This window comes from Eikenella sp. NML99-0057, from assembly GCF_001648535.1.
In the GTDB taxonomy this organism is placed as follows: Bacteria; Pseudomonadota; Gammaproteobacteria; order Burkholderiales; family Neisseriaceae; genus Eikenella; species Eikenella exigua.
The window spans coordinates 285,052-306,758 of record NZ_LXST01000001.1 but is presented as its reverse complement, the minus strand read 5'-3'; the positions used below and the strand labels follow the sequence as shown (position 1 = coordinate 306,758).

18 protein-coding genes and 3 pseudogenes are annotated in these 21,707 nt (G+C 52.9%); 14 read left to right on the top strand and 7 right to left on the bottom strand.

Translation table 11 applies throughout. From position 1 onward, the window contains the following. Window positions 1–35: 35 nt before the first annotated feature. Window positions 36–1,067 (bottom strand): tetraacyldisaccharide 4'-kinase, encoded by a 1,032-nt coding sequence (gene lpxK, locus A7Q03_RS01535; protein WP_067446736.1) that lies wholly within the window; start codon window positions 1,065–1,067, stop codon window positions 36–38. Window positions 1,068–1,088: 21 nt separating this feature from the next. Then, window positions 1,089–1,589, bottom strand: coding sequence for a dihydrofolate reductase (locus A7Q03_RS01530; RefSeq protein ID WP_067446734.1), 501 nt, complete (start codon window positions 1,587–1,589; stop codon window positions 1,089–1,091). A 149-nt stretch (window positions 1,590–1,738) separates the two neighbouring features. Here A7Q03_RS01530 and ribH point away from each other — a divergent pair, with 149 nt between their 5' ends. The 7 genes and pseudogenes from ribH (at window position 1,739) to A7Q03_RS01490 (ending at window position 11,057) form a co-directional block, all read left to right on the top strand. Then, complete coding sequence (ribH, locus tag A7Q03_RS01525; protein WP_067446732.1) at window positions 1,739–2,224, top strand: 6,7-dimethyl-8-ribityllumazine synthase; 486 nt, start codon at window positions 1,739–1,741, stop codon at window positions 2,222–2,224. Window positions 2,225–2,248: 24 nt separating this feature from the next. After that, window positions 2,249–2,692, top strand: coding sequence for a transcription antitermination factor NusB (gene nusB, locus A7Q03_RS01520; protein ID WP_067439316.1), 444 nt, complete (start codon window positions 2,249–2,251; stop codon window positions 2,690–2,692). Between the two features lie 238 nt (window positions 2,693–2,930). Then, a complete protein-coding gene (locus tag A7Q03_RS01515; protein ID WP_067439319.1) occupies window positions 2,931–4,391 on the top strand; it encodes a TrkH family potassium uptake protein in 1,461 nt (486 codons plus the stop codon). A gap of 644 nt (window positions 4,392–5,035) precedes the next feature. Further along, the gene (locus tag A7Q03_RS01510; protein WP_067446729.1) at window positions 5,036–6,895 is read left to right on the top strand and encodes a lytic transglycosylase domain-containing protein; all 1,860 of its coding nucleotides are present in this window, start codon (window positions 5,036–5,038) and stop codon (window positions 6,893–6,895) included. Between the two features lie 623 nt (window positions 6,896–7,518). Further along, window positions 7,519–7,971: pseudogene (locus tag A7Q03_RS10505) on the top strand (heterodisulfide reductase-related iron-sulfur binding cluster); the annotation flags it as partial. Beyond that, a pseudogene (locus tag A7Q03_RS10055) lies at window positions 7,966–9,237 on the top strand (LUD domain-containing protein); the annotation flags it as partial. The pseudogenes A7Q03_RS10505 and A7Q03_RS10055, both read left to right, overlap by 6 nt. Window positions 9,238–9,500: 263 nt before the next feature. Further along, window positions 9,501–11,057 (top strand): L-lactate permease, encoded by a 1,557-nt coding sequence (locus A7Q03_RS01490; protein ID WP_067446721.1) that lies wholly within the window; start codon window positions 9,501–9,503, stop codon window positions 11,055–11,057. A gap of 321 nt (window positions 11,058–11,378) precedes the next feature. Here A7Q03_RS01490 and A7Q03_RS10500 read toward each other — a convergent pair whose 3' ends face one another. Beyond that, a complete protein-coding gene (locus A7Q03_RS10500) occupies window positions 11,379–11,594 on the bottom strand; it encodes a VOC family protein (protein WP_231863694.1) in 216 nt (71 codons plus the stop codon). Between the two features lie 359 nt (window positions 11,595–11,953). Here A7Q03_RS10500 and A7Q03_RS10050 point away from each other — a divergent pair, with 359 nt between their 5' ends. Then, window positions 11,954–12,148 carry a hypothetical protein gene (locus A7Q03_RS10050; RefSeq protein ID WP_067527627.1) on the top strand — a complete coding sequence of 65 codons (195 nt, stop codon included), beginning with the start codon at window positions 11,954–11,956 and terminating at the stop codon, window positions 12,146–12,148. Between the two features lie 6 nt (window positions 12,149–12,154). After that, window positions 12,155–12,898, top strand: coding sequence for a hypothetical protein (locus A7Q03_RS01480; RefSeq protein WP_153705456.1), 744 nt, complete (start codon window positions 12,155–12,157; stop codon window positions 12,896–12,898). Between the two features lie 54 nt (window positions 12,899–12,952). Here the strand turns inward: A7Q03_RS01480 and alaS are convergent, their stop codons facing one another. Beyond that, window positions 12,953–15,832 (bottom strand): alanine--tRNA ligase, encoded by a 2,880-nt coding sequence (gene alaS / locus A7Q03_RS01475; RefSeq protein WP_067446717.1) that lies wholly within the window; start codon window positions 15,830–15,832, stop codon window positions 12,953–12,955. Between the two features lie 288 nt (window positions 15,833–16,120). Here alaS and A7Q03_RS09650 point away from each other — a divergent pair. From A7Q03_RS09650 to A7Q03_RS01460, 3 genes and pseudogenes are all read left to right on the top strand, one after another. Next, window positions 16,121–16,363, top strand: a pseudogene (locus A7Q03_RS09650) (U32 family peptidase); the annotation flags it as partial. A gap of 513 nt (window positions 16,364–16,876) precedes the next feature. Then, the gene (locus tag A7Q03_RS10495) at window positions 16,877–17,155 is read left to right on the top strand and encodes a GyrI-like domain-containing protein (protein WP_369799376.1); all 279 of its coding nucleotides are present in this window, start codon (window positions 16,877–16,879) and stop codon (window positions 17,153–17,155) included. Between the two features lie 321 nt (window positions 17,156–17,476). Continuing rightward, window positions 17,477–18,274, top strand: coding sequence for a formate/nitrite transporter family protein (locus tag A7Q03_RS01460; protein ID WP_067446713.1), 798 nt, complete (start codon window positions 17,477–17,479; stop codon window positions 18,272–18,274). 180 nt (window positions 18,275–18,454) lie between these two features. Here the strand turns inward: A7Q03_RS01460 and A7Q03_RS01455 are convergent, their stop codons facing one another. From A7Q03_RS01455 to A7Q03_RS01445, 3 genes are all read right to left on the bottom strand, one after another. Next, complete coding sequence (locus tag A7Q03_RS01455) at window positions 18,455–18,886, bottom strand: PaaI family thioesterase (RefSeq protein WP_067446711.1); 432 nt, start codon at window positions 18,884–18,886, stop codon at window positions 18,455–18,457. Continuing rightward, window positions 18,883–19,353 carry a PaaI family thioesterase gene (locus tag A7Q03_RS01450; RefSeq protein ID WP_067446709.1) on the bottom strand — a complete coding sequence of 157 codons (471 nt, stop codon included), beginning with the start codon at window positions 19,351–19,353 and terminating at the stop codon, window positions 18,883–18,885. Before A7Q03_RS01450 ends, A7Q03_RS01455 begins: the two co-directional genes overlap by 4 nt. A 130-nt stretch (window positions 19,354–19,483) precedes the next feature. Further along, on the bottom strand, window positions 19,484–20,341 hold the full coding sequence (locus A7Q03_RS01445) for a ScpA family protein (RefSeq protein ID WP_067446707.1): 858 nt from the start codon (window positions 20,339–20,341) through the stop codon (window positions 19,484–19,486). Between the two features lie 125 nt (window positions 20,342–20,466). Between A7Q03_RS01445 and A7Q03_RS01440 the strand changes: the two genes are divergently transcribed. After that, window positions 20,467–21,174, top strand: coding sequence for a B3/4 domain-containing protein (locus A7Q03_RS01440; RefSeq protein WP_067446705.1), 708 nt, complete (start codon window positions 20,467–20,469; stop codon window positions 21,172–21,174). A gap of 75 nt (window positions 21,175–21,249) precedes the next feature. Then, the gene (locus tag A7Q03_RS01435) at window positions 21,250–21,693 is read left to right on the top strand and encodes an RpiB/LacA/LacB family sugar-phosphate isomerase (protein WP_067446703.1); all 444 of its coding nucleotides are present in this window, start codon (window positions 21,250–21,252) and stop codon (window positions 21,691–21,693) included. The last annotated feature ends 14 nt before the right edge of the window (window positions 21,694–21,707 follow it).

The following is a 21,707-nucleotide window of genomic DNA, read 5'->3' as shown; positions in this document are numbered from 1 at the left end:
TCAACTTGTGTGTTAACTGCGTTGAAGCTTCGCTTTCAGGCAGCCTGTTCCTTATCCGGCAGGCAGCGGCGGATTACGGCCTGCACTAAGGCTTCCGGCAGTTCGGCGCGCACGGGCAATACCCATACTTCCTGCGCGGTGTCGGCGGCGAGCTTCACTGCGTCTTTTTCAGTGACGATGTAGCAATCGGCTGCGGGCAAATCGGCAATCTGCCAGGCAGCGTGGTCAGGCAGTGCCATTTGCCGTTCGGTTTCGATGCCAAGCCGCGCCAGTTCGGCAAAAAAACGTTCTGGCTTGGCGATGGCGGCGGCGGCGATAACGCGGCGCTGTTTCAGGTAGCCTTCGGGCAAGGGTTCGTGCGGGCGGTGCAGACGGTAAATCTGCCCGCATTGCAGGCGGCTGCGGCAAAGCAGCACGTTATCCGGCAGCGCCCAATCCGGCTCGGGGCTGTCGGGCGTGCTGTTGGCGAGCAGCACGGCGTTTACGCTTTCCAGGCGCTGCAAAGGCTCGCGCAAATTGCCGTTGGGCAGCAAATCCAGCGGCCGCCCCACATCGGCGGCGGGGAACACGGCCAGCTCGAAATCACGTTGCAGGGCGTAGTGTTGCAAGCCATCGTCGGCAACGATGATTTGCACTTCGGGATGCGCGGCCAAAAGCGCCCTGCCCGCTTCGGCACGGCGGCTGCCCACGGCGGCGGGGGCACCGGTGCTGCGGTGCAGCAGCAGCGGCTCGTCGCCGGCCTGCGCGGCGGTGCTTTGGCTGTTTAACACGTGCACGCCCTGCCCGCTGCGGCCATAGCCACGGCTGATGATGCCGGGGCGGATGCCGCGCTCCTGCAAGGCGCGCACTAAGGCCTGCGCCACAGGGGTTTTGCCGCTGCCGCCGGCCTGCACATTGCCTACCACCACCACCGGCACGGGCAGCTTTTCGCTGTGCCGCCGGCCTTTCAGGTAGCCTTCACGCCGCCGCGCTGCCAACAAGCCGAACAGCCGCGCCAACGGCCATAAAATCGGCGTGAGCAGCGGCTTGGGCGTTTGCCAATGGCGTTCGATCAGGCGGTGCAGCATTTTTCAGATAGCCTCAATCTTTCAGGTAGCCTGCCGGGCGCGGCGGTAGTGCACGAAATCGAAGCGGATGCCGTTGGCGGCAGCGGTGTGGCTGCTGCGTTCAACCTCCTGCCATTCGGCGGGGGCAAAGGCTGGGAAAAAGGCGTCGCCGTCGATATCCAACCGCACTTCGGTGAGGCGCAAATCGGTGGCCAGCGGCAGGGCCTGGGCATAAATCTGCGCACCTCCCATGATGATGATCTCGGGCACGTCGGCCAGCATGGCCAGCGCGGCATCTAAGCTGTCGGCACGTTCTGCGCCTTCGGCCTGCCAGAGCGGCTGGCGGGTAATCACGATATTGCGGCGACCGGGCAAGGGTTTCTTGGGCAGCGAATCCCAAGTTTTGCGCCCCATCACCACGGGTTTGCCCAAGGTGTAGCGTTTGAAAAAGGCGAAATCTTCGGCAATATGCCAGGGCATGGCGTTGCCGCTGCCGATGCAGCGGTTATCCGCCACGGCGGCGATAAGAGTGATGGTTGGCATGGAAGGCTACCTGAAAAGTGGAGCAAAACGCCGCCATTGTAACGCAAGCCATCTTCCTTCACAGCCCCAAAACGTGCGCTTTGGTGTAAAATCCGCTTTCTTGCGGCGCATGCCGCTTTTGCTTATTTCACTACAACGGAGCAGCGGACATGACCATCATCCCCCCCAACCACGACGGCGCAGGCCTGAATATCGGCATTGTACAAGCCCGTTTTTCCAACGAAATCGGCAGCGCCATGCTTGAAGTGTGCACCAAAAAACTGGTGGAAATGGGCGTGCCCGACGGCAACATCACCGTAGCCACCGTGCCCGGCGCGCTGGAAGTACCGCTGGCGCTGCAAAATATGGCACAGTCACACAGCTTTGATGCACTGGTAGCCTTGGGCGCGGTGATTCGCGGCGAAACCTACCATTTCGAATTGGTGTCAAACGAATCCGCCGCCGGCATCAGCCGCGTGGGGCTGGATTTCAACATCCCGATTGCCAACGCCATCCTCACCACCGAAAACGACGAACAAGCCCACGCGCGCATCCAAAGCAAAGCCGCCGAAGCCGCCGTGGTGGCGGTGGAATGCGCCAACCTGCTGCGCCGCCTCAATCCGGCCGGCAACAACCTGCCCGATGCCCTCGTGTAGACATTGATTTCAGAAAGCCAAGTAATGAAACCGAAAAACCGCACCCCGCGCCGCCGCGCGCGCGAATTTGCCGTGCAGGCGCTGTATCAGGCCGCGCTCAACCAGCTGCCCGATACCGAAGTGGCCAAAAATATCCGCGAAAACGAATACTTCGCCAAGGCCGACAACGAGCTCTTCACCGCCATTTTCTTCGGCGTTCAGGCCAAACGCCGCGAGCTGATGCAGATTATCCGCCCGCTGCTCGACCGTGACGAAAAAGACCTCAGCCCCATCGAATGCGCCGTGCTCCTAGCCGCTGCTTTCGAGCTGCGCGATATGCCGGAAACGCCCTACCCCGTGATCATTAACGAAGCGATTGAAGTCACCAAAACCTTCGGCGGCATCGACGGCCACAAATTCGTCAACGGCATTTTGGATAAACTGGCGGCCGAACTGCGGCCCAATGACCCGAAACGCACTTATAGCTAAAGCACTTATTTCTTATATACGACGTTAGCTTGTCTTGCCATACTTTTACCTATACTGTCTGCGGCTCGCTGCCTTGTATGAAGAAATAAGTGCTTTAGCTATGACCCACGCTCATTTGCTCATGCCGCAAGCTACCTGAAACCGCTGTATCCGTTTTCAGGTAGCCTCAACCGCCATCACAACACCCCGTTAAAACAAGTAAAATACATCCTTTTCCACAGGCCACCTAAGCCACACCATGTACTACAAACTCGCTCCCATCATCCACATCTTCTCCCGCCTTGGCTTCGTATTTTCGCTATTGCTCTTGGCGCCCACCATCGTGTCGTATCTCTACCAAGATGCTGCTTTCTGGATATTTGCTGACACCGCCGCTGGCACCATCTTCGTTTCCGGCATCATCTGGCTCATCACCCGCCGCCACCACCGCGAGCTGCGCGCCCGCGACGGCTTCACCCTCGTCTTCCTTTTATGGGTAGGCTTTGCCATGGTCGCCTCCCTGCCATTCTACTGGCATTTGCCCGGTATCAGCTACACCGACGCCTTTTTTGAAGCCATATCCGGCCTTACCACCACCGGCGCCACCGTCTTCACCAACCTCGACAGCTTCCCCCCCTCACTTAACTTCTGGCGCCATCTGCTCAACTGGGTAGGCGGAATGGGCATCATCGTGTTAGCCGTGGCCATCCTGCCCATGATCGGCGTGGGCGGCACCCAGCTCTTTAAAGTCGAAATCCCTGGCATCCACAAAGACAGCAAACTTTCCCCTCGCATCTCCCAAACCGCCAAAAACCTTTGGTTAATCTACGTTTTTTTCACACTCCTTATCTGCCTTGCCCTGCGCCTGGCCGGTATGAGTTGGCTCGATGCCGTGTGCCATGCCATGTCCTGCCTCGGCCTAGGCGGTTTCTCCACCCACGACCAAAACATCGCCTATTTCAATTCTCCACTCATCGAAATCATCATCACCATTGGCAGTGTTATGGCCGCTATCAACTTTACCAACCATTATTACGCCTTCCGCCAATGCAGCCTCAATGCCTATCGCTGCGACAGTGAAGTGCGCGTGATGATTACCACCCTAATTGCCAGCATTATCGTATGCTCCCTCTATTTGTGGCACAAAGATTTTTACGCCGACTGGCCGCACGCCCTGCGTTACGTCGGTTTCAACTTCGTCTCCATCGGCCTGGCCAACGGCTACGCCAACACTGACTTCGCCACCTGGCCGCTGCCCGTATCCCTGTGGATGTTTTTCCTCGCCAACATCCTCGCCAACGCCGGTAGCGCCGGTGGTGGGCTCAAAACCATCCGCGCCATCGTATTGTTCAAATTCAGTCTGCGTGAAATGATGCTGCTCTTGCACCCCAACGCCGTGCACACCGTAAAAATCAATGGTATGCACATCGCAGAGCGTACCGCCATGACCGTGCTCGTGTTCACTGCCGTTTATTTCCTCACCATCATCTTCGCTACCTTCGCCCTCATGGCCACCGGCCTCGACTTCGTAACCGCCCTCACTGCCACCACCGCCTGCATTACCAACGCTGGTCCCGGCCTCGGCAGCGTGGGCCCCGCCGGCAGCTACGCCAACCTAGCCGACGCCCAAAAATGGCTGTGCTCTATCGTCATGCTACTCGGCCGCTTGGAAATCTTCACCGTGTTCATGCTTTTTACCCCTGCCTATTGGCGCAAATAGCGTTTGATGATTTCAGGTAGTCTCAAACGGGAAGAGGGCTACCTGAAATAAAGCTGTTGAAAAGCTGAAGATAGGTAGGCCAAGCTCTCGAATCCGACAGCCGCTTACCCCGCCACAATGGTGGCTACCTGAAAGGCAATAGCAAGAGCAGCTTGTTTGGGTGAAGCAGCCCCAAACACAAAAGGCTACCTGAAAATTTCAGGGTAGCCTGAGACCTTTGCAAAATCCCGTTTTCGGCATATTTCCTCTCGGTACGTTTCTCGAATGCTTGAAAATATTTCCATATTATCTGTGCCCAATAAAGCCAAATGATTTGCGATGCTGCTGCTTTGAACCGCACTCAAATCCGTGGTTTTGAAAAGGTCTCGGTCTTCATCATCCAAGCATTCCTCAGCCGCCCAGTTTCTCTAGCAGTTCCATCAACCCATCGGTGCATTCCTCCGCCTGCGCCCGGATTTCTCGCGGCTGTAGAGCGCGGCTGAGGCATTTTAGTTTTCAGGTAGCCTCCTTTATCAGGCTACCGGAAAATCTTTTCCTGCGTAAAAAGCAGTAAAACCCGCCGTCTGTTCGCGCCTGCCGCTTCATTGCCCCACCGCTTTCAGGTAGCCTTAGGCCATTCCGAATTATCCAAGCCGACATCAAGCATGAAAAAAACCGTATATCAACACAGTCTCCCCCTCCTCGCCGCCGGCCTACTCGCCGCCTGCTCCAGCCAAACCGAAACCCGGGTCGAGCCCATCAATGCCGACAGCAGCGCCGCCGTCCAGCTGCCCGGCGTCCGCCGCAGCGATTCCGAAGACAAAGTGCTGGCCGACTACCAGCTCTTTCAATCTGCCCAAGCCACGCTCAAACAGGGCTATGCCGGCCAAGCCGCCCAATTCCTCGCCCAAGCCCAGCCCAGCGCCATGGCCAACAGCCTGCGCAACCAGTGGCTCAAACAGCTCGGCCGCAACGGCCAATGGCAAGAATTTGTTCGGCAATACGCCTACCTGAAACCCGCCGACCGCGATAAAGAAACCCGCTGCTATGCCGCGCTGGCCGGGCAGGAAAACCAAAACGCCGCCCAAGAAGTGCTGACCGAACTCGGCCGCCAGCCCGAAGGCTGCAACCGCCTGCTCGAACAGCTCGCCGCCCAAGGCAAACTGCCCGCCGATGCCGCTTGGCGGCGCGTGCGCGGCTTGCTGGCCAACAACCAAATCAGCGATGCCCGCCGCTTGGCCGCCGCCTTGGGCTCACCCCTGCCCGAGCCGCTCACCAGCGCCACGCCCGACAGCCAAGGCGGCCGTGAAGCCATGCTGCACAGCGTAATCGGCCAAAATGCCCGCAAACAGGCCGATACCGCCCAACGCCTGCAAAGCCTCTCCACCAGCCTCAGCCCGGCTCAAACCGGCTTTGCCTGGGCCGTGCTCGGCCACCACTACGCGTTGAACCAACGCTTCTCCGCCGCGCTCGATGCCTTCAATCGCGCCGACCGCGGCCAGCTGGGCAAAGAACACTGGGAATGGTATGCCCGCAGCGCCCTGCGCCTCGGCCGCTGGAACGAGCTGCAGAACATCATCGAAGCCATGCCCGACACCCTGCGGGCCGACCCCACCTGGCAATACTGGCTTGCCCGCAGCCTGGCCGCCAGCGGCGATTCCACCCGAGCCCAGCAGCACTACCGCCAAGCCGCTGCCTCCGGCCGCAATTTCTACGCCCTGCTCGCCACTGAAGCCCTCGGCGGCGAAGTGAACACCCGCAACACTGCTGCCGAACCTGGCAGTAGCCAAACCAGCCAAGTGGCCGCTGATGGTGCAGTTTCCCGTGCACTCAACTTATTCCGCGCCTCTCAGCGCAGCGGAGATTGGGATATGCGCAAGCAAGCCCAAGCCGAGTGGCGCTATGCCATGGATGGCTTTAACGAACCAGCCCTGCTCGCAGCCTCCAAGCTCGCACACGATGCCGGCTTCTACGAGATGGGCATTTATGCCGCCGACAAAACCAACAGCCAAATCAACTACAACCTGCGCTATATCTCCCCCTTCCGTGACAGCGTGGATCGCTACGCCGCCCAAGCCAATATCGACCCCGCCTGGGCCTACGGCATCATCCGCCAAGAGAGCCGCTTCATGATCGGCGTGCGCTCCCGCGTGGGCGCCACTGGCCTGATGCAGGTGATGCCCGCCACTGCCCGCGAGATCGCCAGCAAAATCAGTATGGATCCTGCCGAATTGCATACTGTTGAAGGCAACATCCGCATGGGCACTTGGTATCTAGGTGATGCCCGCAACCGGCTGGGCAACGAAGTGCTCGCCACTGCCGGCTACAACGCCGGCCCCGGCCGTGCCCGCAACTGGCAAGCCGCCACAGCGCTCGAAGGCGCGGTGTATGCCGAAACCATCCCGTTTGACGAAACCCGCGACTACGTCAAACGCGTGATGACCAACGCCACCTATTACGCCAGCCTGTTCAACGAGCCGCACACCTCCCTCACCCGCCGCATGGGTACTATTCCTGCGCGGTAATGCCGGCCAGTTGAACTATTTTGCTACCGACACAGTTATAACAGATTAATTAATTTTTAATACAAAGCAGCAAACTGCAGACAGTACAGAGCACGGTAAGGTAAGCTAATGCTGTATCGGAAGTTAAGTTAATCTGCTATAAACCAAAGGCTACCTGGGACTTTTCAGGTAGCCTTTTTGTATCGAAAATCGATTAATAAAAATAAAACTGTTGTTTGAATTGCGAAATATCGGCGTGGCAACGTTGACATTTTGTTATGCCTATCCTCCTGAACCTTCAGGTAGCCTTCAACCGAATAGCATGGGCAATTCATTGACCACACAAAAGTTTCTACTATCCCCTGCATAATAACGAATTTTGTGCTTTAAATCCGTCAAATCTACCCTCCTCCATATCAACGGTGTCTGGCATTAGCCCTAATTTCACAAGCATCTTGACCATCTAAAAGCATATCGCTTAAAGTAATATGGATTTTCCGTTGGGTAAGACTTGCATCGGCTTCTCTAAATTATTAAGAAATAAGAAGCATATTATGAACGCCAACCAAACCACCACACACAGTGGCGGCAAGCCTGCCGAAGTTTAATTTTTCGGCTCTGCCTTTTGGACTTGATACTGCGAAGAGGCGTTCAATGTAGCCAAAGCCCAGCTCGCTTTATTCACCGAAAACTACTCATCATTATGCTTTCCGGCTCTTGCGGCAGTATGATGAAGCACCATTGGCCCAAATTATTTAAAGGCAGCGAATACGAACAGCTCGCCAACGAATTGGCCAGCCGTGCGTTGAGTTCACCAATTTTCTGGTGGGCATCGGCTACGAGTCTAAAGACGTGGGCGAGCCAGTGAAAGTGGCGGTGCATACTTCCTGTACGGCACGCCGCGAAATGGGCGTGCACATCACAGGCTGGAAGCTGATTGAAGCCTGCAAAACGTGGAGTGTATCGTGCACGACCACGAAAGCGAATGCTGCGGCTTCGGCGGCACATTCTCCGTTAAATAATCCGACATTTCTGGCGACATAATGAACGATAAAGTGACCATACTGAAAGAAACACAGGTCACGGAAATCGTGAGTAACGCACGCGAAGCCCTTACCGACAAACCTTTGTGCAAAAAAATCCTGTGCACGGCAATGAATATGCTGATGACCAAGCGCAAAATTGTGTTGTCGGACGAACAGGAATTGCAGATGCTGTGCACCCTTTGCAAGCACATTCGCCAGCGTTCGCTGTCCAAACACCTGATTTGCTGGAACAGCTGGAAAGCAATCTCACCAAACTGGGTGTGAGAGTGCATTGGGTGGAAATACCCAAAGAAGTCTGCTGCATTATCCACAGTATCGTGATGCACCACCAAGGCAAATCGATGGTGAGAGAAGAGATCGAGCTGAACCATTATCTTGCCGAATGCGGCATTAAAGCGGTGAAAATCGATTAGGGCAAATATATTGCGTAAATGGCCGGCGAAAGCCGCCCCCACATTGTGATGCCCGCCATCCACAAAACTAAAAAGCAATTGAACGAACTGCTCCACAAAAACATCGGCACGGAGCTGACCGACGATATGGACAAACTCACTGGCTTTGTCTGCATGATATTGTGCAACATTTACTACACCGCCGATATCGGCTTGAGCAGTGTGAACTTTGCCGTGACCGAAACCGGCACACTGTGTCTAATGGGAGGCGATGGTAAAGGCCGATGCGGGTAATGCGCGCGTCGCCATTGAAAAAGTGGTGGCCAAATTGTCGGATGTTCCGACACTCTACAACCTGATACCGCACAGCGGTATCGGGCAAAGTATCACCACCTAAGAACAGATGCATAAGAACAGATGCACCGCACGCTGCAATGTATATGCTGTAGCGCCTACATGAACCACTGCCCGGTGTATACCATATCGGCGGTTCGGCACATGGCACCGCTTACCTCGGACCAATTGGCAAAATCCTGTTACCGCATCTGCTGGGATCGGAAACCACCCACGACCTGCCTACCGCCTGCACCATGTATGACACGTCTTGGAAGGCTGCCCCGTGAAAATCCTGATTACCTAGCAGATATAGCGCCTGTGCAAAGAAGCACAACACACGCCCGATGAAGCTGTGCCCTATCTAAATTAAAAACTAAGGAGCTTTGTACACTTTTGAGCAAATAACTGGCTTGATGCGGATTTGACGGCATTTTATTCAGCAAAACTGCCTACCGCGTGTTCGGCATAATGACCACCAAATTCCGCAGGCTGCCCCTCTGGCGAGCAGCTCAGCTGGACAGACAGCCATGTACCGATGAAACCTGCGCCCAAATCGCTGCACCAGTTGTTGAAAGCAAAACAACAAAAATTCCGGCTAAACCGAATGCAGGCTGCTTTGGCAGCAATTAAACAATGGCACGCGGACATTTCCATCTGCATTTTTTGTAGAGCAAAAACTGTTTTCGGGTAGCCTGTAGTTCCTACAAAGCTAAAGACTACAATTTGGCGTTTGCCCTGTTACGAACCAGAACGCTCACGCTCCAAGTTTTAATCAGCTACACACCCCAAACAACACCTGTACCTCATGCCCCCAGTCTTTACGGCGTTTCATTGACATATAACGGAGACATCATGAGTATCGCCCTTTCTGTCTTTCCAATCTTATTTCTAATTATTTCGATGATTGGCTTCAAAATGCGCGGCGATCACAGCGCAATATTAGCAGCATTGTCCGCTGTTTTGATTGCCATTTTCGCCGTTCCCAATATCAGCGGATTTACGCCACCGGAAGGCTACAGTGTCAGATACATCGGCTGGGCATTTGCCGAAGGTATCTTGAAAGCCATTTTCCCTATTCTAATTGTGATTCTGATGGCATTGTTCAGTTACAACGTGCTACTGGAAAGCAAACAAATTGAATTGATTAAACAGCAATTTATAAATATTTCTAGCGACAAGCGCATTCAGGTGCTGCTGATTGTTTGGGGCTTCGGCGGCCTGTTGGAAGGCATGGCTGGCTTCGGCACGGCAGTGGCAATTCCAGCCGCTATCTTAATCGGTTTGGGCTTCACACCGCGCTTTGCGGCACTCGTATCGTTGATTGGCAACAGCGTAGCCACCGGTTTCGGTGGGGTTGGCATCCCCGTGATTACGCTAGCAAAAGAAGTGTTCGGTTCTGCGGTTACTTCCGAGCAAACCCATGCTATCGCCAGCGACGTGGTGATTCAATTGGGATTCTTAATGTTCTTGGTGCCATTTGTCATCTTAATGCTGACCGACACCTCTAAAAAATACATCGTTCCTAATATTATCCTATCTACCGTGGTAGGCGGATTGTCGCTAGGCGTACAGTTTATCGCCGCTTATTTCATCGGCGCGGAAACGCCTGCCATTTTGGGCAGCATCGCCTGCATCGTCTTCATCGTGTTGTATGCAAAAATGACCGAGAAAAAAGATACGCCTGCCGATAAAGCCATCAGCATGGGGCAAATGGCGAAAGCATGGGCGGTGTACGGTTTCATCTTGTTCTTCATCATCATGGCCAGCCCCTTGTCCGGCCCCATCAGCGCGTTTTTGAAATCCACTCTGGTGAGCAAAATCCACCTGCCGATTTATGCGGAAGGCAAATATTTCGCCTTCGGCTGGTTGTCTAACGCCGGCCTGATGCTGTTTTTGGGCGCATTTATCGGCGGCTTGGTGCAAGGCGTTTCCGCCAGCAAACTGTTCCAGATTTTGGGCCAGACTTTGGTGAAAATGAAGGCTTCGGGCATTACCGTCATCTGCCTGGTGGCCATGAGCGCGATTATGAGCCACAGCAGCATGATTGCCGTGATTGCCAAAGGCTTGGTGGACGCCACCGGCACATTCTATCCGCTGGTTGCACCGCTGGTGGGCGCCATCGGCACATTCGCCACCGGCAGCGACACCTCTTCCAACATCTTGTTCGGCAAACTGCAAGCCTCCGTGGCCGACCAGCTGAATATGGATAAATCATGGCTGGCTGCCGCCAACACGGCCGGCGCTACCGGCGGCAAAATCATTTCGCCGCAAAGTATCGCCATCGCCACCGCCGCCTGCGAACAGCAAGGCCAAGAAGGCGCCTTCCTGCGCTCCGCCATGCCTTATGCGATTGTGTATGTGATTATTGCCGGCATTACCGTGTATTGTTTCACCGCATTTGCACTGTAACGCCGTCGGCATCAAAACAGCCTGCACTCTAGTTTGAAGAGTGTAGGCTGTTTGTATGGAAAGGCTACCTGAAAGTTTGCTGGATTAGTTTTTAAATCTGATCAGTCAAATAAGGCTGCAATAATTTGTATTGTGAAGATGGTAGGAATTGCGGTTGGGTGGACAGCCGAACAACTATTTTCAGGTAGCCTGTTGTATGAGCAGGGAGGAGGGAATATTTGGACAGATCGCACTGCTACAGGCTATCTGAAAATTTATGTAGGTAGGGAATGCAAAATACAGCTTGCTATGCTACGTAAACTTTCCCCCCTAGAGAAGCGTTTACTCATGCTGCAAAATATTCACCAGTCGCCGAAACGGATCACGCACAAAAAAGCGGCGCACGCCCCAAGGCTCAGTGGCCAGCCCGTATTCAGGCGTGAAACCAGCATGCTGTATTCGTGCTAATAATTCGTCTAGATTGTCCACCTCAATAGACAAATCAGGCACAGGCATGCCAGAACCGCCTTCACTGGCAAAACTAACCTGCACAGACATGGTCGTATCCTATCTGTAGGTCTGTATCCACCCATGATCCATCAGCAATTCCAGCCCAAGCAAGTCATGGTAGAAAGCCTTTGCTGCGGCGGGTTGGGTTGCGTTTATATTAGCCACAATGCGTTTAACGCCCATGCTCGGTCCTTATTTTAAAATGGCTGAATGATTAGGCATAAATGTTCGATCTATGGGTTTTAGGCTACCTGAAACGTGTAACATAAGGAGTGTGTAGCACAGCCTGTACATATTGATGAAAAACTTAGGGTATAGCTTACTAAATATTTTTCCAAATAACACATATTTATTAAAAATCGTTATAATACTATTATGTATATTATTAATGGTGCTAGGGGATATATATGGAAAACGAAAATTGTGTGGGATATTTAAAATTCTATGGAGAAAATATTGAAAACGGAATTATTCAAGCAGACGTTGCTGGACAGGCACTGTTAGGTTTCGATGAGTGTATAAGGTTTTTTAATAAGAAACAATATCCAACAATTGTTTTATATGACTATAAGATACCTGTTAAGACGGAAAAAGGCTCCTGAGTTGTTTTGGTATTAGGTGGTTTGCTATGGGGAACTGGTGTATTTGGAACCGCTTATCTAAAAAAAGCTGGGGAAAAAATGGCTGAAAAAGATTTTCACGGTATTGGTCTTGCTGATGTTTTTAAAAAATCACTTACAGCCTTAAAAAATCTCATTGAGCTAATAAAATATAAAAAGGGAAAGATTGATTGGGAGAGTGAGGATTTTAAGCTTGAGCAGGTTGATGAACAATTCTTTGTTTCTATTAAAAATGAATTTGGAGATTTAATATTAATCCCTGTTGAACAATTAGAATGGTTCAAAAATATCCCTAAAACGTCGCTTGAGAAAATGGTACAGGGTGTAATGGTAGGACAAAGTCTATCTATTGGTGTAAGAAATGAAAAAGAACAATTTGATGTAGCAACTATTACAAATGCAGAAAAATCTTTATTTTTCTCCGAAGAGGATGAGGAAGATGAATTTATTTTCCCCGAGCTGATTCATGGTGAAGTAGCTGAATTACAGGGGAAGCTGATAAGAGGTAATGAAAAAACCAATTCTTTAGGATTTGAATATAAAGGAGTAATTTTGAATTGCCACCCTCAGAGAGGATCTATACGACAATATAAATCTTCTTTATTTTTGAAATGTAAAATTAGTTGTTATGTCAATAGACATGAAAAAAGTAACGCTCATTTTGACAAGAAACCTACCTTATATGTAGAAAAGGTAGAGCCACTAGAACACGATCAGTTCGAACTATTTTAGGTTTATTTGTTAAAAATAAAGGCTACCTGAAAATTTCAGGTAGCCTTTATTTAGTTAAGCCAGTTTGCTATTAACCCAACCTTCCACGCTTCCCAGCATTTCAGGCAGTTTCGCAACATCTGTACCACCAGCCTGTGCCAAATCCGGCCTGCCGCCGCCTTTGCCGCCGACTTGTTCGGCTGCGAATTTGACCAAATCGCCGGCTTTCACTTTGTTTGTTAGCGGTTTGGATACGCCGGCGCACAAGGAGACTTTGCCGTCGTTTACGGCAGCGAGCAGGATGACGGCGTTGTCGGATTTGCCGGTTAAATCGGTAACGATTTCGCGCAGGGCGGCTGCGTCGGCTTCGATTTGGGCGGCGACGAGTTTGGCTGCGCCCAAGTCTTTTGCGTCGTCCAAGAGTTTTGCACCTGCGTGGACGGCGAGTTCAGCTTTGGCTTTTGTCAACTCTTTTTCCAAGGCTTTGGCGTTTGCGGCGTTGGCTTGGATTTTGGCGAGTACGTCTTTTTCGGTTTGGGCTTTGACTTCGGCGATGATGTTTTTCATCAGGCTTTCTTGGTTTTGCGCCCATACCAGCGCGGCAAGGCCGGTGATGGCTTCTACGCGGCGGATGCCTGCGGCAATGCCGCCTTCGCTGATGATTTTGAAGAAGCCGATGTCGCCGGTGTGGGCGACGTGCGTGCCGCCACACAATTCAATGGAGTAGTCGCCCATGGTAATCACTCGGACGAAGTCGCCGTATTTTTCGCCGAAGAGCATGACTGCGCCGGATTTTTGCGCGTCTTCAATGGACATGGTTTCGACTTTGACGGGCACGTTGGCGATAATCGCGGCGTTGACGCGGCGTTCGACTTCGGCGATTTCTTCCGCGCTGATGCCTTGCGGGTGGGAGATGTCGAAGCGGGTCAGCTCGGCGTTTTGCAGGCTGCCTTTTTGTTCGACGTGCGTGCCCAAAACATCGCGCAGGGCTTTGTGCATCAGGTGGGTAACGCTGTGGTTGCGCATGATGCTGTCGCGGATGTCGTTGTCGATTTCGGCGGATACGGCATCACCGACTTTCAGACGACCTGATACGACTGCGCCGAATTGTCCGTGTACCGCGGCTTTGATTTTCTGCGTGTCTTCAACGCGGAAGCGGTTTTCGCCCGCGAAGATAAAGCCTACGTCACCGACTTGGCCGCCGCTTTCGGCGTAGAACGGGGTTTGTTCCAAAACGACCACGCCTGCTTCGCCTGCTTGGAGTTCGTCCACGGCTTCGCTGCCTTTGTATAAGGCGATGATTTTGGTGTCTTGGCTGCGTTTTTCGTAACCTGTGAACTCGGTGTCCGCACCTGTGTAATCCAGTTGCGCGTTGGCTTTGAAGTTTTGCGCGGCACGGGCGCGGGCGCGCTGGGCTTCCATTTCGCGGTTGAAGCCTTCTTCGTCCAAATCAATGCCACGTTCACGACAAATATCGGCAGTTAAGTCATATGGAAATCCATATGTGTCATAGAGTTTAAAAATCACTAACCCATCAAGTACATTAAGGCTACCTGAATTAGTAGAAGACAACTGTTCAATGATGGTATCGTATGCTTTTTTAGAAAAAATAGTGCTATCTGGAAGTATAGTAGTGGTCTCCCCAGAAGCATTAGTTGATGAAATTGCAATAAATTTTTCACCTGATTTAACATTGACCGCTGCAAAACGGTAGCCATCCGCTAATAAACCATAGCTGCTATCAATATTAAGTTTTCCTTCTAAATTTTCCAATTCAATCTTGGGTAGTAATGACCAAGCCTCATTGAACATCAAAGTATTTTCTAATAAAGCCATACCTGTTTCTAATGTTTGAGCAAAGCGCATTTCTTCGCCACGCAACACTTCCATAATATGCGTTTGTTTTTCTTTCAACTCGGGATACGCGTCGCCCATCGCTTTCACCAAATCGGGCACGAGTTTGTAGAAAAACGCCTGTTTCTGACCGAGTTTGTAACCGTGGCGTACGGCGCGGCGGATGATGCGGCGCAGTACATAGCCGCGGCCTTCGTTGGACGGCATCACGCCGTCGGCAATCAGGAAGGAGCAGGAACGGATGTGGTCGGCAATCACTTTTAGGCTCGGCTCGTCCATGCTGAACGGCGCGCCGGTTTCGCGGGCAACGGCTTTGAGCAGGTCTTGGAACAGGTCGATTTCGTAGTTGCTGTGGACGTGTTGCATCACGGCCGCCATGCGCTCCAAGCCCATGCCGGTATCGACGGACGGCTTGGGCAGCGGGTTCATATTGCCTTGCTCGTCGCGGTTGAACTGCATGAAAACGCAGTTCCAAATTTCAATCCAGCGGTCGCCGTCTTCTTCAGGGCTGCCGGGAATGCCGCCCCAGATTTCCTCGCCGTGGTCGTAGAAAATTTCAGAGCAGGGGCCGCAGGGGCCGGTGTCGCCCATCTGCCAGAAGTTGTCGGACGCGTATTTCGCGCCTTTGTTGTCGCCGATGCGGACGATGCGCTCGGCAGGCATACCGATTTCGTTCAGCCAAATGTTGTAGGCTTCGTCGTCTTCGGCATACACGGTCGCCAAGAGTTTTTCTTTGGGGATGTTTAGCCATTCGGGGGAAGTGAGGAACTCCCAAGCGAAGTGGATGGCGTCGCGTTTGAAGTAGTCGCCGAAGGAGAAGTTGCCCATCATTTCAAAAAAGGTGTGGTGGCGGGCGGTGTAGCCGACGTTTTCCAAGTCGTTGTGCTTGCCGCCTGCGCGCACGCATTTTTGCGCGGTGGTGGCGCGGTTGTAGGCGCGTTTGTCGAAGCCGAGGAACACGTCTTTAAACTGGTTCATCCCGGCGTTGGTAAACAGCAGCGTCGGGTCGTCGTGTGGCACGAGCGATGAGGAGCGGACGATGGTATGGCCTTTGGATTCGAAGAATTTTAGGAATTTTTGACGTAGTTCGGAGGTTTTCATGGCTTTTTGGTATCTTTCAAAAAGTGATTTGGGCGGTTTGTGCGCTTAACAAAAATTGAGCATGATTTTACTGCATATTGCAGGAAGCTGCCTACTTAAATACCAAGGGAGAATCGGCGACTTCAGCCATATCCGAATCGGGTAGGCAGAAGTTTTCAGGTAGCCTTATCTATATCTATTTGCGCAAAGGCTACCTGAAAGAGACTGCTTGAAAATACCCACCCAGCGATGTTGATTTAAATCAGTGCCAAACCGCCATCTAGCTCATAGCCCGTCGAGCACAGCAGCATCCCCGAACTCGCCTGCCTCGCCGGCAGCCTGCCTTCCCTGAAAACCGCCGTGGACAACGGCACGGACACGGTTTACACGGAGCCGAAAAACACGACTAACGTGCGCGACTTCCCTGGCCTGAATTTCGATCAAAAATTCATCATCGAAGGCATACGCTACATCCATGAGTGCAGGCGGCATGTGTTAATAGCCATCAGCACCTATGCGCAAGCGGGACAAGTGGAATACTGGGGCAGCGCGCGTAGACACGGCGGCTGCCAACCCTGCGCGCTACTGTATAACACCCGTATGGGATGCGGCTTCGAGTAAGGCATCGGAAGGCAGCCAAAGCACACTGGGGCCATATAGCCAGCCTTGAAAGTAGGTTTCAGGTAGCCTTTCTACAGGAGGGAAACTATTATGAAACAAGAATGGAAGAAGGTTAACTAAAGATTCATACGGTATTAAGGTGTCGCTTGTATTGCTGGATGTACTGCCGCAATCGTTCATTATGATAAACGGCGAAGGCAACCCCCAATGCTGCGATGCTGCTAATTTTTCCGAACGCATGAGCGCTCTGTACAACTTGACGTATGCCGTGAAGATAAATTACAAAATCCACTGCCAGGCAGGCTGTTGACGATTTTTCCGTGTAGCCGCTGGAAGGCGTTTAGCAGCAAAAAACGGCGGGAGAGGATAAGTTGGATAAAGGCAATTTGGTCTACGCCATTATGATCGCCCAGTCTGATTTCATCACGCCTGAAATGTGACAAGATGCGCAGGCCAAAACACGCATTAAGAAACCTGTATAAAGAAGTATGCTTTGAACGCATGGCTAATAGCAAATGCGTGAGCATTCTACATGTTGGCAGGTTTGATGACGAACTCACTTCGTTCGCCAAAATGGACAAGTTCTGCCAAGAACACGGCCTACAACGCAGCAGCGCTACGAACTGCGAAATTTATCTGAACAACGCCAACCGCACCGGAAAAGCTCAAAACTATTTTGTGCTATGCCGTAGAATGATTTCAGGCAGCTTCAAGGCCGTCTGAAAGGCTACCTGAAACAAAGGAATGCCATGAAACTATCACCACCATCAGCAGCGAAACCAAAATAACCCATGCATGTTATTGGCAATACACAGGCAAACTCTATGTACCAAGAATCCCGTACTGCTCTAAGCAGCAACCCTAACTACATCGTATAATATAATATTCCGGTAAACCTCAGCAGCAAAACTGTAGGCCGGCATGGCCATGTCGACACCGGCATAAGAAAATTTTCAGGTAGCCTTTGCTAGACTCATCGAAGACTGAATGAGAACAATCAACCAAATGATTTGAAACCTATTTAATTTAAAAAAGGAAGCTGTCATGGCACAATCCGTATTTGTGGAAAAAATTGAGCTAGCCTGCCGCAAAAAGGTGGGGTTGTTTGAGCGCAACAAGGCGAAGTATGCGCTGCGTTCGCTGATTGCCGGCATGCTGCTCACGCTCACGTCGGCCACGGGTGTGATTGCAGCGGATGTACTCAACACAGCGCATCCTTCACTGGGGCGTTTTGCCTTTCCGTTTTTCTTCTCTTGGGGGCTGGTGTATATCTTGTTTCTTAATGCGGAACTTACCACTTCCAATATGATGTACCTCACGGCCGGTACCTTCCTCAAAAAAATCAAATGGGAAAAGGCGCTGATTATTTTGCTCTACTGCACGGCATTTAATTTAATCGGCTCGATTTTCACCGCTTGGCTGTTCAACCAAACCAGCGCGTTTGCCCACATTTCGGCGGATGGCTATTTGGCCAATATGGTGGGGCACAAGCTGGAACGGCCGAACGGCCTAGTGCTGTCGGAGGGGATTTTCGCTAATCTGTTTGTAAACGTGGCGGTGTTATCCTATCTGCTGCTGAAGGAACAGGCGGCGAAGATTGCGGCAGTGTTTGCGGCGGTGTATATGTTTGTGTTTTTGGCCAACGAACACGTGGCGGCAAACTTTGCTTCGTTTGCGCTGGTGGGCTTCAATCAGATTGCCGATAGCGTGCCTCATTTTGAGGTGCTGAATATCCTGCGCCATTGCAGTGTGGCTTTTGTAGCGAATTGGATTGGCGGCGGGCTGCTGATTGGCGTGCCGTATGCGTTTTTGAATAAGGATGAGGGAGAATATGTGGATTAAGGTTTGATATAGCTAAAAATGCTTCACTTCCTGCGTTGGATATGGTGTTGGCTCGCCTCGCCGTACTCCTGTACTGTCTGCGGCTCGCCGCCTTGTATGAAAAAATAATTAAAAATTTCAGGTAGCCTATTTAACGGAAAACAGGCTACCTGAAATTTTGCACGCTCCTTAGGGCGAAAGTTATTGGGCAGCGGGCATTTGGAAGTGGCAGCGGGCCACGACGATGGGTTTGGCGGAATCAGACTGCCAGGCTTCCACGGCCACATTAGCAATGCGGCTGCCTTGGCGGGTGAGGGAGCAGCGGGCGTAGGTGGTTTCCGGCTTGCCGCTGCGCAGGTAGTCGAGCGAGAAATCGATCATTTTAGGCAACTCGGCGAGGCCGGCCTGGCGGTAGAGGAAGAGCACGGCGCAGCTTTCGATGAAGCCGCCGAGCATGCCACCGTGCAGGGCAGGCAGGAAAACGTTGCCGATATTTTCGCGTTTGTATGGTAAGGCAAACAGGGGATTTCCGTTGGATTCGCCGCATTGCAGGCCAATGAATCCGGTGTAGGGGATGAGGTCGGCGGCTTCTGCCGTGAGTTCTCTGGAAAGGGTGAATAGGGTGTTGTTCATGCTTGCAACATCTCCTGTAGTTTAGCTTGTTCTTCTGGGGTGAGCGGGGTACGCATGAAAGTGGCCATGCCCAAGGCGAAGGGGTCGGCAGGGTCTTCTTGGTAGCAGCAGCTACGCACGAAGGCCACTTGGCCAGCTAGGCGGTAGCATTCAGCGCGTCCGTAGATGCGGCGGCCGGGGGTGGCGGGGTGCATATAGTCGATGCGCATATCGAGGGTGGCGAGGATTTCGGCACTGGGCAGCTGGGCGGTTACCGCGCAGGCGGAAACCATATCGACCAGGGTGGTGATGGTGCCGCCGTGGATGATCTGGGTGTCGTGGCGGCCAACAAGATGAGGCCGCCAATCGAAACTGAGCATGGGGCGGCGGGCACGGATACCTTCATAGCACAGGCCGATGGCGCGGGAGTGGGGGAGGTCGAGGTAGTGTTGGATGAGGATGCGATAGAGAGCGGAATTTGCGGGCATGGTGGTTTCTACTGTAAGACAATATGTTTTCAGGTAGCCTTTGGGAGGCGGAGGGGCGTTATTGTTTGACTGGCAGGAGGCTTTGTCAAGGCTACCTGAAAAATGGCAAACGGTTTTTCAGGTAGCCTTTCTATTTATTTTCATCTTCGCCTTCTCTTTGCAGCATGGCAGTTTCATCTGCCTCTCCGGGTAGGCTCACTAAAATATTGCCAAATGCGCCGTCTTCCTGAGTGAGGCGCACCAGCCCTTCTTTCACCAGCTCCAACAGGGCGATAAAGCACACCACCACTTGCGCCACGCCGCTTTCCGGCTCAAACAATCGGCTGAAGCGGCAGCCGCCGTCTTGCAGACGCCGCAGGATGCGGCTCATGGTAGCACGCACTGAAAGGGCTTCGTTCTCCTGCACCACGGTGTGGCTGCGGCGTTGGCCGGCGCGGGAGAGGATGGCGAGCCAGGCCTGGGTGAGGTCGGCCAGCCGCACCTCCGGTAGTTTGGCGGCGGTGGCGATTTCCAGCGGCAGATACGCCCAGGCGAAATCGCGGCCGGCGCGGGGCAGCGCGTCCAACCCTACGGCGGCGAGCTTCATCTGCTCGTAGGCCAAGAGGCGGCGCACCAATTCGGCGCGCGGGTCGGCAATGTCTTCATCTTCGGCGGCGGGCGGCGCGGGCAGGAGTAGGCGTGATTTGATTTCAATCAGCACCGCCGCCATCAGCAGGTATTCCGCGGCCAAATCCAAGTTTTGCTCGTCCATTTGCGCGATATAGGCCAGATACTGCTCGGTGATTTTGAGCATGGGGATATCCAGCACGTCAATGTTTTGCTTGCGGATAAGGTACAACAGCAGATCGAGCGGGCCTTCAAAGCTGTGCAACACCACCTGCAACGCATCGGGCGGGATAAAGAGGTCGGCGGGCAGGTCGGTAACCGGCTGGCCGAACAGCATGGCGATGCCGGGGCTGTTCGGCGTATCGGATGGGGGAGCGGACATTTTCAGGTAGCCTTTAGCGGGCAGAAAGCGGGGATTATATCGCCTTTACCGTATTGGCTTGCCAATCTGCTATTCGTATAATCTGCCTACTTTCGGACAAGATTGAGCTAGTAAGGAATATTAAGATGAAATTTGTAGCAGACAAACAATTGTTTACCCAATTTCCTGGATTACGTATTGGTATTAGTGTGGCACGTGGGGTGAACAATAAGGCAGATATGGCTGTTTTCCTGCCACAATTGCAGCAGGTGGCAAATAATGTAGCGGAAAATTGTGGAGGACAGCCTGTAGCACAATTGCCGAAAATTGCTGCCTGGCGCGAGGCATATCGACAATTTGGTGTGAAGGCCAAAGAATATCCAAGCTCGGTAGAAGCACTATATAAACGCGTTTCTAAAGGCAAAGGGTTGGGCAGCATCAGCCCGTTGGTAGATATTTATAACTATATTTCGCTCAAATACACCGTGCCAGTGGGCGGAGAAAATTTGGATGCCATGCAGGGTAATTTGCAGCTAACCTACGCTGGAGCGGATGAAGTGCCGGTGGTTGTGTTGGGCAAAGATGAGGCACAGGCGCCAGCAGAGGGCGAGATTTTCTATAAAGACAACGCTGGCGCCATTTGCCGACGCTGGAACTGGCGTGAGGTGGCACGTACAGTCATTAGCCCAGATACAACTGACTGTGTGTTTGTGATTGAAGCATTAGTTGAAGTGGGAGACGACGAACTACGTTCAGCACAGGAAGAGTTGGGCATACTGATCACACAATACTGCGGCGGTACAATTGTCCACCAAATTGTGCGTGCTGGTCAGGAAGAGGCAGAATTGCGCTGAGGCAGCCCGGCTTGAAAGCAGCAGCCAAGCGGCGCATACTGGCTGCATTTCCCACATCAGAATAAGGAGCGATTGATGAAACTCGTGATTGCCGCACCGGCCAACGGCGTTGAATTGAAAAACGCACTCAAAACGCATCTGCAAAACGACCCGCGTGTGTCGAGCTTGGTGGATTTATCGTCGCCAGATGGCAGCTATCCGCAGCTCTCTTTTGCCGCCGCGCAAGAAGTGGCCGCCGGCCGCGCCGCCCGTGCCATTCTGATTTGCGGCACGGGCGTGGGCACCGCGATTGCCGCCAACAAAGTGCGCGGCATCCGCGCCGCCACCGCCCACGACCTGCTCACCCTGCGCGGCTCGGTGGAAAACTACAACGCGCAAGTGCTGTGCATGGGGCAAAATGTCATCGCCGCCCCTGCCGCTTGGGCGCTGGTAAACATCTGGCTGGATTTGCGCCACGACACCTCCAGCGGCTATGCGCCGAAGGTGGGTGAGATTGAGGCCTTCGAACGCGGTGTTTGACAGGCTTGCAAACC

Bases quoted from the DNA above. Each gene is read 5' to 3' on its own strand.
- A7Q03_RS01440 (WP_067446705.1), top strand. From the start codon at position 20,467: ATGAAATTTGTAGCAGACAAACAATTGTTTACCCAATTTCCTGGATTA.
- A7Q03_RS01490 (WP_067446721.1), top strand. From the start codon at position 9,501: ATGAGTATCGCCCTTTCTGTCTTTCCAATCTTATTTCTAATTATTTCG.
- A7Q03_RS01460 (WP_067446713.1), top strand. From the start codon at position 17,477: ATGGCACAATCCGTATTTGTGGAAAAAATTGAGCTAGCCTGCCGCAAA.
- alaS (WP_067446717.1), bottom strand. From the start codon at position 15,832: ATGAAAACCTCCGAACTACGTCAAAAATTCCTAAAATTCTTCGAATCC.
- A7Q03_RS01515 (WP_067439319.1), top strand. From the start codon at position 2,931: ATGTACTACAAACTCGCTCCCATCATCCACATCTTCTCCCGCCTTGGC.
- A7Q03_RS01530 (WP_067446734.1), bottom strand. From the start codon at position 1,589: ATGCCAACCATCACTCTTATCGCCGCCGTGGCGGATAACCGCTGCATC.
- A7Q03_RS01450 (WP_067446709.1), bottom strand. From the start codon at position 19,353: ATGCCCGCAAATTCCGCTCTCTATCGCATCCTCATCCAACACTACCTC.
- A7Q03_RS10500 (WP_231863694.1), bottom strand. From the start codon at position 11,594: ATGTCTGTGCAGGTTAGTTTTGCCAGTGAAGGCGGTTCTGGCATGCCT.
- A7Q03_RS10495 (WP_369799376.1), top strand. From the start codon at position 16,877: ATGCGCAGGCCAAAACACGCATTAAGAAACCTGTATAAAGAAGTATGC.
- lpxK (WP_067446736.1), bottom strand. From the start codon at position 1,067: ATGCTGCACCGCCTGATCGAACGCCATTGGCAAACGCCCAAGCCGCTG.
- ribH (WP_067446732.1), top strand. From the start codon at position 1,739: ATGACCATCATCCCCCCCAACCACGACGGCGCAGGCCTGAATATCGGC.
- A7Q03_RS01435 (WP_067446703.1), top strand. From the start codon at position 21,250: ATGAAACTCGTGATTGCCGCACCGGCCAACGGCGTTGAATTGAAAAAC.
- A7Q03_RS10050 (WP_067527627.1), top strand. From the start codon at position 11,954: ATGGAAAACGAAAATTGTGTGGGATATTTAAAATTCTATGGAGAAAAT.
- A7Q03_RS01510 (WP_067446729.1), top strand. From the start codon at position 5,036: ATGAAAAAAACCGTATATCAACACAGTCTCCCCCTCCTCGCCGCCGGC.
- A7Q03_RS01445 (WP_067446707.1), bottom strand. From the start codon at position 20,341: ATGTCCGCTCCCCCATCCGATACGCCGAACAGCCCCGGCATCGCCATG.
- nusB (WP_067439316.1), top strand. From the start codon at position 2,249: ATGAAACCGAAAAACCGCACCCCGCGCCGCCGCGCGCGCGAATTTGCC.
- A7Q03_RS01455 (WP_067446711.1), bottom strand. From the start codon at position 18,886: ATGAACAACACCCTATTCACCCTTTCCAGAGAACTCACGGCAGAAGCC.